Annotated in this window: 7 protein-coding genes; 4 read left to right on the top strand and 3 right to left on the bottom strand. The window is 73.2% G+C overall.

Going from position 1 to position 14,001, the window contains the following annotated elements; translation table 11 throughout:
* Positions 1-203: 203 nt before the first annotated feature.
* Complete coding sequence (locus ACWGJ2_RS39015) at positions 204-3,743, top strand: BTAD domain-containing putative transcriptional regulator (RefSeq protein ID WP_453351147.1); 3,540 nt, start codon at positions 204-206, stop codon at positions 3,741-3,743.
* Here the strand turns inward: ACWGJ2_RS39015 and ACWGJ2_RS39010 are convergent.
* Together ACWGJ2_RS39010 and ACWGJ2_RS39005 are read right to left on the bottom strand one after the other, a co-directional pair.
* Positions 3,730-5,874 carry a sigma-70 family RNA polymerase sigma factor gene (locus tag ACWGJ2_RS39010; RefSeq protein WP_453351146.1) on the bottom strand — a complete coding sequence of 715 codons (2,145 nt, stop codon included), beginning with the start codon at positions 5,872-5,874 and terminating at the stop codon, positions 3,730-3,732. The genes ACWGJ2_RS39015 and ACWGJ2_RS39010 overlap by 14 nt on opposite strands.
* Positions 5,875-6,391: 517 nt before the next feature.
* Positions 6,392-7,318 carry a TetR/AcrR family transcriptional regulator gene (locus tag ACWGJ2_RS39005; protein WP_453351145.1) on the bottom strand — a complete coding sequence of 309 codons (927 nt, stop codon included), beginning with the start codon at positions 7,316-7,318 and terminating at the stop codon, positions 6,392-6,394.
* 405 nt (positions 7,319-7,723) lie between these two features.
* Here ACWGJ2_RS39005 and ACWGJ2_RS39000 point away from each other — a divergent pair, with 405 nt between their 5' ends.
* Together ACWGJ2_RS39000 and ACWGJ2_RS38995 are read left to right on the top strand one after the other, a co-directional pair.
* Positions 7,724-9,115, top strand: a complete 1,392-nt coding sequence (locus ACWGJ2_RS39000; protein ID WP_453351149.1) for an NAD(P)/FAD-dependent oxidoreductase — start codon at positions 7,724-7,726, stop codon at positions 9,113-9,115.
* Between the two features lie 297 nt (positions 9,116-9,412).
* On the top strand, positions 9,413-11,521 hold the full coding sequence (locus ACWGJ2_RS38995) for an ATP-binding SpoIIE family protein phosphatase (protein WP_453351144.1): 2,109 nt from the start codon (positions 9,413-9,415) through the stop codon (positions 11,519-11,521).
* A gap of 60 nt (positions 11,522-11,581) precedes the next feature.
* Here the strand turns inward: ACWGJ2_RS38995 and ACWGJ2_RS38990 are convergent, their stop codons facing one another.
* Positions 11,582-12,925, bottom strand: a complete 1,344-nt coding sequence (locus ACWGJ2_RS38990; RefSeq protein WP_453351148.1) for an MFS transporter — start codon at positions 12,923-12,925, stop codon at positions 11,582-11,584.
* A gap of 144 nt (positions 12,926-13,069) precedes the next feature.
* Between ACWGJ2_RS38990 and ACWGJ2_RS38985 the strand changes: the two genes are divergently transcribed.
* On the top strand, positions 13,070-13,606 hold the full coding sequence (locus ACWGJ2_RS38985; protein ID WP_453351143.1) for a MarR family winged helix-turn-helix transcriptional regulator: 537 nt from the start codon (positions 13,070-13,072) through the stop codon (positions 13,604-13,606).
* The last annotated feature ends 395 nt before the right edge of the window (positions 13,607-14,001 follow it).

The raw sequence follows: 14,001 nt of genomic DNA, 5'->3' as shown, positions 1-14,001 counted from the left end.
CGGGCACCGTGCCGGAGGGGCCCACCCTTGTTGTGGGCAGGCGTCCCGCTCGGCGAGGGGGCACCTCCCAGCGGTAGCTGGGGGAGGGTGGGCACGGCCCGCAGTACGCGAACGAAGCCCCAGGGGCAATCGGGTAGGCGCACCCGGCACGGGGTCTCCGAAAATCACGGGGGGATTCACAGGGGCTCGGGGACAATGGGTGGGTGCGGTATTTGGTGTTGGGGGTTGCGGAGGCGCGGGGTGCGCAGGGGGAACCCGTACCGGTGGGAGGCCCCCGCCTGCGCGCCCTCCTCACCGCGCTGGCGATCCACGCGCACCGTCACACCCCCGTCCCGGTGGAAACCCTCATCAACGAGGTGTGGGCGGACACCGACACCCTCCCCGCCGAGGCCCCCGCCGCGCTCCAGGCGCTGATCGGACGCCTGCGTCGCGCCCTGGGCAAGGACGCCGTCCACTCGGGGCCGGGCGGCTACCGCCTCAACGCAGCCCCCGACGACATCGACCTGTTCCGCTTCCAGCGCCTGGCCCGCGAGGGCGAACGCGCCCTCGAAGAGGGCGACCCGGCCGCCGCCGTCGGTCTCCTCCGCGAAGCCCTCGGCCTGTGGCGCGGCCCCGCGTTCGCCGACCTGCCGGACCGCGACGTCCCCGCGGCCCGCCCCGAAGCGCTGCGGCGCAGCGCCAGACAGCACCGTCTCGCCGCCGAGCTCGCCCTCGGCCAGGCGGCCCGGGCGCTGCCGGAACTGCGCGAGCTGGCCGCCGAGAACCCCCTCGACGAGCCCCTTCAGGCCCTGCTGCTCCGTGCCCTGCGCGACACGGGCCGTACGGCCGAGGCGCTGGAGGCGTACGAGGCGGTGCGGAAGGAGATCGCCGCGCGCCTCGGCGCCGACCCGGGCGCGGAGCTCCGCGCCCTGCACGCCGAACTGCTCGACGCCCCGCCCGAGCCCGCGCCCGCGTCCGCCGCCACCCCGCGGGGATCGACGCCCGGGGGCCCTCCGGGCAACCTCCGTGCCCGCCTGACCAGCTTCGTCGGACGCGAGGCCGATCTCGACACGCTGCGGAACGACCTCCGCCGCTCCCGCCTCGTCACCCTCACAGGCCCTGGCGGCTCCGGAAAGACGCGGCTGTCGGAGCAGGCTGCGGCGTCGGCCGTCGGCGCGTCGGACACTCCGTACCCGGACGGCGCCTGGCTGGTGGGCCTCGCGCCCCTGGACCATCCGGCCGCCGTGCCGGGCGCCGTCCTCAGCGCCCTCGGGCGGCGCGAGACGTCCCTTTTCGGCGGCATGGAAGCCCCGCGCGTCACCGGGGACGATCTCGCCGACGAGGCGACGCTCCGTCTCCTCGACCACTGCGCACACCGTCGGCTCCTGCTCGTTCTCGACAACTGCGAGCACGTCATCGACGCCGCGGCCCACCTCGCCGAGATCCTCCTCGCCCGCTGTCCGGGGCTCACCGTGCTCGCGACGAGCCGGGAACCGCTGGGCGTGCAGGGGGAGGTCGTGCGCCCCGTCGAGCCTCTGCCTCCCGTCTCCGCGCACCGGCTCTTCGCGGACCGCGCCGCGGACGCGCGCCCCGGCCTCCGTACGTCGACGGACTCGCGCAGCGGCCCCGGTGGGGACGTCGAGGCCACCGTCGAGGAGATCTGCCGCCGTCTCGACGGGCTGCCGCTCGCCATCGAACTCGCCGCGGCGCGGCTGCGCTCGCTCACGCCCCGTCAGATCGCGGACCGGCTCGACGACCGCTTCCGCCTGCTGACCAGCGGAAGCCGCACCGTACTGCCGCGTCAGCAGACTCTGCGCGCCGTCGTCGACTGGTCCTGGGATCTGCTCGACGCGCGCGAGCGCACGGTCGTACGCCGGCTCTCCGTCTTCTCGGGCGGCTGCACGCTCTCGGCTGCCGAGTACGTCTGCGCAGACCCGGCGCCCGCCTCCGAAGCCGATGGCGCTCTCGCGGAGGAGAGCGTTCCCGAGGACGCCGTCCTCGGCATCCTCGCCTCCCTCGTGGACAAGTCCATCCTCATCGCCGACCCGCCACCGGCCCCGGCCGACACGGGGGTGCGCTATCGCATGCTGGAGACGATCCACGAGTACGCGAAGGAGCGCGCCGCCGAGCACCCCGTCGACCTCGCCGCCACCGAACGCCGGCACACGGGCCAGATCAGGCGCCTCGTCGCCGCGGCCGACGCCCGTATCCGCTCCGCCGAGCAGCTCACCTGGCTGCCCCGCCTCGAAGCCGACCTCGACAACATCCGCGCAGCGCTCCACCGCACGCTCCACGCCCCGGACGCGCCGGAGGAGCGGGAAGCGGCGTTCGGGCTCGTCCGGGACATGGGCTGGTTCTGGTGGGTGCGCAACTACCGCGAAGAGGGCGCGGGATGGGTCGCCGCCGCGCTGGAGCTGCTCCGTGACGTCCGCGACGTCCGCGACGTCCGCGACGTCCGTGACGCCGACGGTGAGGGCGTGGACGAGGCCGAGGACGAAAGGTACCTGTACCGCGAGTTCCAGCTCCTCAGATACTTCCTGCTCGCCGAGTACCAGAGCCAGGAACCCCCGACCCTGCCCGACCTCCTCGACGTCGCCCGCGACCTCCTGGACACCTTCACCCGCCCCCACCCCCGCTCCGCCGCGTTCCCCGGGCTGCTCTGGCCGTTCGCGGCGCCGCTGCTGCACGGCGGCAGGGACGCCGTGGAGTACATGGACGTCTCGGTCGCCAGTTGCCGCCGCTTCGGCGGCCCCTGGGAGCTGGCCGTCGCGCTGCTCTTCCGCGCCCACGCGCACGTGGACCTGCCGCGCGGTCTGCTCGGCATGCACGCGGACATCCCCGAGATCGAGGCCCTCGCCCAGTCGACGGGAGACCGCTGGCTGCTCGGCCAGGTCCGCGGCCTGCGGGCCGAGGTCGCCGTGCAGCACGGGCGCTACGAGGAGGCGCGCGCCGAGTACGCCACCGCGATGCGCTACGCGCAGGAACTCGGCGCGCTGACGGAGATGCCTTTCCTCCTCGTCCGCATCGCCGAGGTCTGGTACCGCCAGGGCGACAGCGAGGAGGCCGGGAAGCTGAGCGCGCGCGCCGTGGAGGAGGCCGAACGCCTCGGTCTGACCGACGCGTGCATCTATGCCAGCTTCCTCCGCTCCCTCATCGCCCTCGACGACGGGCAGACGGCAGTCGCCCGCCGCCACCACCAGGAGGCGGGCAGACGCGCGGCGGTCGGCACCCCGCCGACCATGTTCGACACGGCGATGGGCGCGCTGGAGGCCAGGATCACCGCGGCCGAGGGCGGGCGGATGGACGAGGCCGTACGGCAGGCGCGCGACGCGCTCGCCCTCGGGCTCTCGACGGGCACGCCCGAGTCGCAGCTCGCGAACGCGCTGCTGTCGGCGGCTGCCGTCGCCCTCCAGGCCGGGGCCCCGGAGACGGCGGTCCTGCTGGCGGACGCGTCCCGCGACGTACGCGGCGGCCTGGACCCTGGCCTCCCCTCCCTGCGCCTGGACGGTGACATCCGCGCCCGCGCCGGGACCCGTACCGAGCCCTGCGCCGAGCTGTCCCAGCCCGGGGAGCCCGGGGAGGGCGCGGAGCCCGCGAAGGACGGGGAGGACACCGCGTACGCCACCTACGCCACGTACGCCGACCAGGCGGAACGCACCGTCCGCCGCGCCGTCACGCTCCTGGACACCCTGCTCGACGGGGACGGGGACGGGAACGGGGCCAACGGCGGGCGCGGGGACGGCGGCGCGGTCAGCGGCAGCTGATGCGCGACTGCGCCCAGTCCGCGAGCGTCACCGCGTCGAAGCCGGAGTGCGGCGAGACCACGAGCCGCATCGTCTTCACGCCACTGAGCGGCACATGCACGGGCACGGCCTTCTCCCCGCCCCGCACGACGCCCGACCGCCACAGCCGCGCCCCGTCCCCGTACACGGAGAACCGCACAGCGCCGAGGCCCGCCATCATGTCGTCGACCCCGGCCACCGCGTCGTACGCCGTGCAGGGCCGGTTGAGGTCGATCGTCACGGACGACGGCGCGTGGACGGTCACCCCGTGGCCGTACGACGTACCGCCGATCCGCATCCCCCAGCGCTGCCACATCCAGCTGCTCACACCCGTGCGCACCGTGGGCTCGTCGTTCTCGCCGGGGTTGAGGATGTCCCACTTGAGGGAGTTGAGCTGGTAGTCGGCGGGCGGCGCGGGAGACGGCGGCTTGGGTGAGGGCTTCGGCGGTTCGGGAGTCGGCGTCGGGGTCGGCGTGGGCTTCGGGTCCGGCTTGTCCGGTTCGGGTTCCGGTTCGGGCTTGTCGGGCGCGGGCTTCGGCTCTTCCGGCTCGGGCTCGTCCGGCGTGGGCTTCGGGTCCGGCTTGTCGGGCTCAGGGTCGGGCTTGTCGGGTGCGGGCTTCGGGTCGTCCGGTTCCTCGGGCGGTTCGGAGGGCGCGGCGGCGGGGGCCGACGCCTTGGCCTCGGGCTTGGGGGGAGGCTGCTCGTCCCCGCTCAGCCCCAGGGCGAGCGCGACGCCCGCCACCGCGGCAAGACCTGCGCCGATGCCGATCTTCGCGGGGGTGCCCAGGCCCTCGGAGGCGGCGCCCCCTGCGCCTCCCGCGCCGCCACCGGAACCGCCCGCACCCGCGCCGCCTGCCGCGGCTGCCGCACCACCGGCACCGGCGGCAGCCGCCGCTCCCGTGCCGGAGAGCAGCGCGCCGAACGCCTTGGCGCCGCCCGCCGTCGCGAACCAGCCGATGAGCGCCACCGGAACGAGCACGCGGATGTGCTCGTTGAGGTGCGTGACCTCGGCCGCCGCCGCACGGCAGCGCTCGCAGTTCTCCAGGTGCTTGCGCAGACCGAGTTCGGCCCGCATGCGCAGCCCGCCGCGCGCGTAGGCGCCGAGCCGGTCCGCGTAACGGGCGCAGTCGCCGCTCTCCGAGGGCGAGGTGAGCGTCCGGCTCACGTGCGCCTGGAGGTACGCCTTCTTCAGGTTCTCGCGCGCCCGGTGCGCCGCCACGGCCGTCGCGTTGTCCGAGAGGCCGAGCAGTGGCGCGACGTCCTGCGGCTTGGCGTCCTCGACGGTCGTGTGCCACAGGACCATCTGGTCCTTCTCCGACAGGCTCTTGAACGCCCGCACCACCAGCGTCTGCTCGGCCTCCTGCATGGCCCGCACGTCGGCGCCGAGGTCGAGCGTGTCGGCGTCGGAGGCGGCTGCCGCGGCCGAAGCGGACTGCGCGAAGACCGCGAAGTCCTCGACGAGCTGCTCGCGCTTCCGCGTCCGCGTCCACGCCGCCGCGACGTGCCGGACGGACGTGAGCAGATAGGCGCGTACGGACGTCTCGGGGCCCTTGCCGCCGCGTACGGCCTGGAGGGTGCGCGCGAAGACCTCGTTCGTCAGGTCGTCGGCGGTGTCCGCGTCCCGGCAGCACGTACGGGCGTAACGGCGCACGGCATCGGCGTGCCGACGGTACAGCTCGTCATAGGCCCCGGTGTCGCTCTCGCGCATCCGCGCGATCAGCTCGGCGTCGGAGGGGCCGCCGCCGACGGGCCTGGCATCGACGGGGCGCTCGGCGCTGCGCTCCGTCGGCTCCGTGGCCGTGCCGGAGGCGGCGGAGGCGGCCGGTCCGGTCGCACGGTGCTTCCCCTGGCCCCCTCGCCGCTTGCGCTGCTTGGGTACGTTGCCGACACCGCTGTCCACATCGCCCGCGCCCGTGCCCGCACCGGTGCCCGAAGCCGCACCGGACCCGGTACCGGAACCCGAACCGTGGCGCGCGTCTGCCGCGTGCCCGCCCTCGGGCGTGGACTCGGGGCCCAACGGGCCGCCCTGCTCCGGGACATGCGGTGACACAGACCCGTCGGTCCCGGCCTGCTCGCCCGAATTGCCCGGTTCCTCGCGTCCCTTAGCACCCATGGCGCAAGCCCCCGTACACGCTGTAGCACCCAAACACCGGGCAAGCGTGCCACACGGAGGGCGCGCGGGAACCGGGGAGTCCTGGCCTTCCACCCGTCCGGGGCCGGTTCGCACAGCGCTCCGGAACGCCTCGCCCGTAACCCGTACGAGCGGACCACCCCCGCCCCCGCCCCACGAAACCGCTCGTACGGGGCATTATGGACAAGGCCCCCACGCGTGAACTTCCTGCGCGGACGCGGACGCGGACAAGGCTCATGAACGGGACGCGGCCACAAGTACAGCCCCGCACCCGCGCACGGGACCCGGGCGCTACGAAACCGAGCCGCACAGCTCCGAGCCACACGGGACCGCGCCGCCGAAGCGGCGCGATCCGTGCACCCTTGCCGCTGCTACTGCCGCTGCCGCCGTCCCGCCCCGCACGTCCCTACGATGTGCGGGGCGCGGCGGACAACGCGCCGACGGCCGTCGGAGAACCGTCAGGTCACATCCCGCGCCCGCTTCCCGCGCTCCGCGCGGGTTACGCGCTGGGCCTGGACCGCAGACCCTCCAGCAGGATGTCGAGCAGCCGCTTCGAGGCGGCGGCCTGCTGTGCCGCGTCGGGCAGCGACGGCGCGGCCGTCGCTATGACGAGCAGCACATCGCCGACCGTCACATCGGTGCGCAGTTCGCCCGACTCGCGTGCCCGCTCGACCAACTGGCCGACGACGCTGAGGAGTTCGGCGGCGCCGGTCTCCTCCTCGAAGCCGTCCAGCTTCTCGGTCTCCAGCGGCTCACGCTGCTCGACGAGCCGCAGGCCCGGCTGACCCGGCTGTCCCGGGTGCCCCGCCTGCACGGACTGCCCGGTCTGCTGGCCCGGCGTGCCGAAGCCGTCCTCGGACGGAGGCTGGCCGATCCCGAGCGGGTGCCCGTTCCCGTTCCCTTCGTGCTGCGCCTGCCGCTGCTGCGGCACACGCGTCGTGGAGTCCGCCGCCCGGCCCTCGGCCCGGAGTATGCGCGGCGGCAGCAGCCGTCCGGCGCCCGAGGCGACAGAGGTGCGCAGGAACCTGGACAGTGCCGCCCAGGGCTCGTTCTCCTGCCCCAGCGCGGACCGCGCCTGCTCGGTGAGCCGCGCCGTCTCCTCCTCGGCTATCCGCCGGACCAGGACGTCCTTGCTCGGGAAGCGGCGGTAGACCGTGCCGACCCCGACCCGCGCGCGCCGTGCCACGTCTTCCATCGGCGCGCCGTAACCCAGCTCGCCGAAGACCTCGCGCGCCGCGCGCAGTACGTGCTCCAGATTGCGCTGTGCGTCCACCCGCAGGGGCGTCGAACGCCCGCCCGCGCCACCGGCGGCCGGGCCGCCGACGCCGCTCACACTGCCCGCGGGGCCGCCCCCTACGCCGCCGTCAGATGCCGACGACACAGCGGCCGTACCGAAATGAGAGGTGTGAATACCCTGAATGTGCATACGTGTTCCCCCGGTAATGAATGTCTCCCCCCGGAGACCCCCGCCCTGTCCGGTCGTTGGTACCGGTGCTCCGGTCATCACGCACCGCACCCCGACCCGGATACGAACATAGTTGAGCCCAGGTCAAGAGAGAAGAGGGCAGTTCCTCACGGACCGGTCCCCGATCGGAGTACGGCCGAGATCCACCCGTTCCCGCCGTCTCGCGCGCTCCCTTCGCGCCCCCACTGACCTGCGGGAACGTCGACGCACGCGCAAGCCGGAGCGAAGCGGACCGCTCACCTCCACCGGTCACACATTTCACGGGACCTGTGGACAAACACGGGGGCTCGGGTGCGTCATGGACGGGTGACGAAGGCGACGAAGGAACCCGCGCGCATTCTCGTGGTCGGCGGCGGCTACGTCGGCATGTATACGGCACTGCGCCTCCAGAAGAAGCTGAAGCAGCAGCTCAAGCAGGCCGAGACCGTACCGAAGGGGGCCCATCCCGAAGCGCCCCCCGGTGCTGGCGCGGGCGGCGGCGCGGACGGTGTGGACGGTGTGGAGATCGTCGTCGTCGATCCCGAGCCGTACATGACGTACCAGCCGTTCCTGCCCGAGGCCGCCGCCGGTTCCATCTCCCCGCGCCATGTGGTCGTCCCGCTCCGCCGCGTCCTGCCCCTGTGCAAGGTCGTCATCGGCGAGGTCAAGAGCATCGACCACGAGCGGCGCGTCGCCCGTGTCGAGACCCTGGCCACCGAGGAGGAGGGCACCGGCGGCGTCGAGATCCCGTACACCGAGCTGGTCCTCGCGCCCGGCTCCGTCTCGCGCACCCTCCCCGTCCCCGGGCTGGCGGAGCACGGCATCGGCTTCAAGACGGTCGAGGAGGCCATCGGCCTCCGCAACCACGTGCTCGAGCAGCTCGACATCGCCTCCTCGACCCGCAACCCGGAGGTCCGCGACGCGGCCCTGACCTTCGTCTTCGTGGGCGGCGGCTACGCGGGCGTCGAGGCGCTCGGCGAGCTGGAGGACATGGCCCGCTACGCCTGCCGCTACTACCACAACCTCCGTCCCGAGGACATGAGGTTCCTGCTGGTGGAGGCCAGCGACAAGATCCTGCCCGAAGTGGGCGAGGAGATGGGCGCCTACGCGCTGCGCGAGCTGCGCGCCCGCAACATAGACGTACGGCTGGAGACCCGGCTCGACTCCTGCGAGGACCGCGTCGCCGTGCTCAGCGACGGCTCCCGCCACCCCACCCGCACCGTCGTGTGGACAGCCGGCGTCAAGCCGCACCCGATTCTCGCCGCCGCCGGCCTCCCCCTCACCGAGCGCGGGCGTCTCAGGTGCACCGCGCGCCTGCGCGTCGACGGCACCGACCACGCCTGGTCGGCCGGGGACGCGGCGGCCGTGCCCGACCTCATCGCCGAGGAGAAGGGCGCGCCCGGCGCCCTGTGCGCCCCCAACGCGCAGCACGCGGTCCGCCAGGCGCGCACCCTGGCCGACAACCTCGCCGCCTGCCTCCAGGGCGCCGAACTGTCCGACTACCGGCACTCCTACGCGGGCTCGGTCGCCTCCCTCGGCCTCCACAAGGGGGTCGCGCATGTCTACGGGCGCAAACTCAAGGGCTATCCGGCGTGGTTCATGCACCGCGCCTACCACCTCAGCCGCGTCCCCACCTTCAACCGAAAGGCCCGGGTGCTCGCCGAATGGACCCTCGCGGGGCTCTTCAAGCGGGAGATCGTCTCCCTCGGCTCCCTCGAACACCCGCGCGCCGAGTTCGAGCTGGCCGCGGGCACGGGACGCCACCCGGAAGCGAGCTGACGGCCGTGCGACACGCGCCGAAGCGCCCTTCCCGCACCCCTTCCCGCAGCCCCGGCCGGGCCTCCTGGAGACCCCCATCAGCCACCCGTGTACGAACGCGGCTCGGCTGACGTAGACCTGACGCACACCTGACGCACAAACCAACGTCCGGGTGAATGTCCCGCAGGACGGAACTGCCCGTGGGGCAGCGGCGTCTGAGGGATGTCACCGCTGTGGGCCACACTGGACGTGTGACCATGGGTGGGCCCGCACCTGCAAAGAGTGACCACCGCGAACGACGCGAGGAATCGGACGACCGTGAACTTCACGCGCTGGAGCGCCCGACTGCCCGGCACACAGCGGCGCACCGCTGCCGCCCGGGCAGCGACGAAGGCGCAGCAGCAGCCGTCCGACAGCGGCTCGGGCCCGGGCGGTACGGGCGCAGGCACCGGCACCGGACCCGACCCAGGTCCCGCCTCGGCTTCCGCCCCCGCCCCCGCCGAGGGCGGCGGCTCGGTTCCGGCCGCCCGCGCCGAGCGGACGGCGCACGCCGATGACGCGGGCCTGACCACCCGTGAAGGCGCCGACGCCGAGCCAGGCGCCGAGCCAGGTGCCGAATCCGGCGCCGATCCCGATTCCGACCCCGTTCCGGAACCCGGCGCCCACGGCGCCGACCCACGCCACGAAGGGGCGCACGCCGGAGCGGACCGCAGCTCACGCACCCAGAAACAGGAAGACACCCAGATCAACAGCCCGGCGAACACCCACGAATCCACCCCGCACGGCACCCAGACCAGGACCCGCCTCAAGGCCCGCGCCAGGAGCAGGGCCGAAGCGGAAGCCGAGGCCGCGGTCCAGGCAGCCGCCGAGGCCGAGGCGCGCGTCACCCGCAGCATCGACGCGCTCTCCGTCCACGATCTGCTGGGCCAGGTCCCTGCCCTCGTCGCCGTCGTCCACGGCCCCGAGCACCGCATCGCCTACGTCAACGACGCGTACGCCCAGGTCTTCGGCCCCCGCGCCCACGGCGCCGCGGCCCGCGACGCCCTCCCCGAACTCGTCGAGCTGGGCCTGCTGCCGCTCATGGACCAGGTGCTGCGCAGCGGACGGTCCCGCACGGTCAAGTCCAGGCGGGTCCCCGGATCGGGTGAACCCGGCGGACCGGGCGAACGCCGCCCGTCCCGCGGGGGCTACTACACCTTCACCTGCACCCCGATCAGCGCCACCGAGGGCGACGGCGTGCTGATCTTCGCGTCGGACGTCACCGACCAGGTCGAGTCGGCCGAGCGGCTGCGCGCCAGCGAGCGCCGCCAGCGCGAGGCGGCCGTCACCCTCCAGCGCAGCCTGCTCCCGCAGGAACTGGAGCAGCCGGACGATCTGCGCGTCGCCGCCACCTACCAGCCGGGCGGCACCGAAGCGGCCGTCGGCGGCGACTGGTACGACGTGATCACCCTCGGCGGCGGCCGTACGGCCCTGGTCATCGGCGACGTGATGGGCCGAGGCGTGCGCGCGGCGGCCGTGATGGGCCAGCTGCGCACCGCCGTACGCGCCTACGCGCGGCTCGACCTCCCCCCGCACGAGGTGCTCCAGCTCCTGGACGGCCTGGCCGCCGAGATCGACTCCAGCCAGATCGCCACCTGCGTCTACGCCGTCCACGACCCCAACGAAGGCCGCCTCCACTACGCCTCCGCCGGCCACCTGCCCGTCCTGGTCCGCGATCCGGACGGCACCGTCCACCGCGCCGCCGAGGCGACGGGCCCGCCGCTGGGCACCGGCGGCTGGCTGCACACCTCCGGCTCGCTGCCCCTCACGCCAGGATCCGCCGCCGTCCTCTACACCGACGGCCTCGTCGAGCGGCGCGACGCGGACATCGACGAGGGAGTCGCGGCCCTGGAGCACGCCTTCGCGGGCGCGAGCGGCTCACCCGAGATCATCTGCGACCGGCTACTGCGCGCCCTGGGCATCACCGCGGAGCACGACGACGACGTCGCCGTCCTCGTCATCCAGCACCCTGAGCGCGACGGGCAGGACGCCGAGCTGTTCCACAACGCGGCGCTCGACCTCCTCGGCGGCACCGAGGCGGCGCCCCGCGCCCGCGCCTTCGCGTCCGGCGTGCTCACCTCCTGGCGCTTCCCGCCCGAGCTGCACGATCTGGGCGTCCTCGCCTCCAGCGAACTCGTCGCCAACTCGCTCCAGCACGGCACCCCGCCCATGCGGCTGCGGCTGCGCCGCACGGACCGGCGCCTGATCGTCGAGGTCACCGACGGCGACGAGCACCTGCCGCGCCGCCGCCGCGCCGAGCCCGTCGACGAGGCGGGCCGCGGCATCTCCATCGTCGCGACCATCGCCTCCGCCTGGGGCTCGCGGCGCACACCGGGCGGCGGCAAGGCGGTCTGGTGCGAGTTCGCGCTGCCGCAGGGCGGCGCCTGAGCTCCGCCTGAGCGCCCCGGGCCGCCGCTCAGCGGCTTAACGACTCAGCGGTTCAGCTGGTCAGCCGACGGACGCGGCCCGGGAGCCCTCGGCCGCCTCGCGCACCCCGCCACCGCTCTCGGACAGCTCCCGCGCGGAGCGGGCCGCCACGACGACCGAGCGGTACGGCCTGTCCTGCACCGGCGTCAGACGCCCGCCGAGCCACAGCGCGAGCACGCTGATCCCGAGCGAGCAGACCACCAGCATCACGATGTACGTGCCATAGGCACCGCCCGCTGCCAGCAACCCGCCGACGGCCGGACCGACGGCCAGCGCCATCTGCTTGACCAGCGCGAACGCCGAGTTGTACTGCCCCACGAGCCGCGCCGGAGCCAGATCGGCCACCAGCGGCGCGAGCGTCGGCGACAGCATCGTCTCGCCGAGCCCGAACAGCGCGTACGTGGAGATCAGCAGCGCCGTCGCCACCGCCTGCGCCCCGTGCACGAGCCCGGAAGCCCCCGCCGCCAGCCACGCGACGGTCCAGATCACGCCGACCAGCGCCACGACCCGGCTGCGCCGGTGCCGCTCCACCAGCCGCAGCACGACGAACTGCGCCAGCACGATCACGGCGGTGTTCGCGGCCAGGGCGATGCCCAGCGTGGACGTCGAGATGCGGGTGACCTCCACCGCGTACGCGGACAGCCCCGACTCGAACTGCCCGTAGCAGGTGAAGAACAGCACGAACCCCAGCACGCACAGCAGCACCATCGGCTTGTCCCGCAACAGCACACGCCACCCGTCACGCGGCTGCGCCACGGAGCCGTCGTCCGCCAGCTCCCGCATGTCGACCCCGCCGCCCTGCGGCAGCCGCACGGTCGCGAGCACCACGGGGAGCACGACGAACATCGCGGCCTCGACGACGAAGAGCAGCGTGAAGCTCGACGGCTGCCGCTCGTCCACCAGCAGCCCGCCGATCAGCCCGCCGACGCCGAGCCCCAGATTGTTCAGGAAGAACTGCGTGGCGAAGGCCCGCGACCGCGTGGCGGCCGTCGAACACGAGACGATCATGGTCGCCAGCGCGGGCTGCAACACCGCGATGCCCGCACCCATCAGCGCGGACGACGCGACGACGGACGGCGCGGCGGTGGAGAGCCCGAAGCCCAGCGCACCGAGCGAGGCGAAAGCGGACCCCGCGTACGCGACGGGCATCGGACCGCGACGGTCGATCACCCGCCCCGTGAAGGGCAGCACGACCAGCGCGGCGGCGGCGAACACGGCCAGCACGGCACCCGCCGTGCCGTCCCCCAGCTCCCGTACGCGCGCTACGTAGACGAACAGAAACGGCACGGTGAAGCCGTTGCCGAACGCCACGAGGGCGTTCCCGAGCTGGATCCGGCGCAGCGCTGCGCCCATCGCGGTGGTCACACTCACCTTCCCTAGGTTCTGGGTCCTGTCCGGGGCCCGGCTGGGGCCTGAGTGACAGGAAGACTTCAAAGCTAAAGTTCGAAGCTAAAGAGTACATAGGGCAAGCCTTCAATGCGAACTCGTTCCCGTGGGATACTCCGCCCCATGCCGGACCGACAACCGACGCTCGACGAACAGATCGCGATCTACCAGCGCGAGTACCGCGACCTCGACCCCCAGGTGGAGAAGGTGGTCAACGCGCTCAGCCGCCTCGACCGCCGCATGAGCGTCGCCTACGGGCGCCAGTTGGCGATCCTCGGACTCAGCAGCCCCGAGTGGGAGGTGCTGAAGGAACTCGTCATGGCGGGCGAGCCCTACCAGCTCTGGCCCGGCACCATCGCCAAGCGCCTGGGCCTCACCCCGGCCGCCATGACCCACCGCATCGACCGCATGCTCGGCCAGGGCCTGGTGACGAGGGAGCGGGACGAGGAGAACAGGGTCCGCGTGATCATCGGTCTGACGGACGAGGGCCGGGAGAAGTGGCTCCAGGTGATGCGCAAGGCGTCGGTCTTCGAGGAGGACCTCCTCCAGGACCTCTCGGGCCAGGAGCGCGGCCAGCTCGGCGAACTGCTGACCCGCCTGCTGCGCCGCGTCGAGGACGCCCAGCCGGACGCGAGCGGCCGTCTGACGGACCTGGACTGAGCCGTCGACAGGGCCCAGGGCTTCGGTTGACACACACGGAACCGATCCGTAGTGTTCTCCGGGTTGCCACAGAGCTGTAACGGTTCTCCGGCAACACCTTCTGCCGTCCGACGGCAACCACTACTGAAGTTCGATTCCCCTCTTCGTGGGGCCTATTTCGGCGTGCCGGAATTGGTTCGACGAAAGCCCGATTTTGAACGGGCGGGGGAAATCCTCTAAAGTAGTGGACACGCCGGAAGGCGCCCCGCCGACAGGGGAAAGTCGGAATCGGATTTCGGCCGGGAACGGCCGGGAAACGGATCTGATAGAGTCGGAGACACCGAAAGGGAAGCGCCCGGAGGAAAGCCCGAGAGGGTGAGTACAAAGGAAGCGTCCGTTCCTTGAGAACTCAACAG

The organism is Streptomyces sp. NPDC054796 (genome assembly GCF_053611545.1).
This window is presented reverse-complemented; position numbering and strand designations above follow the sequence as displayed.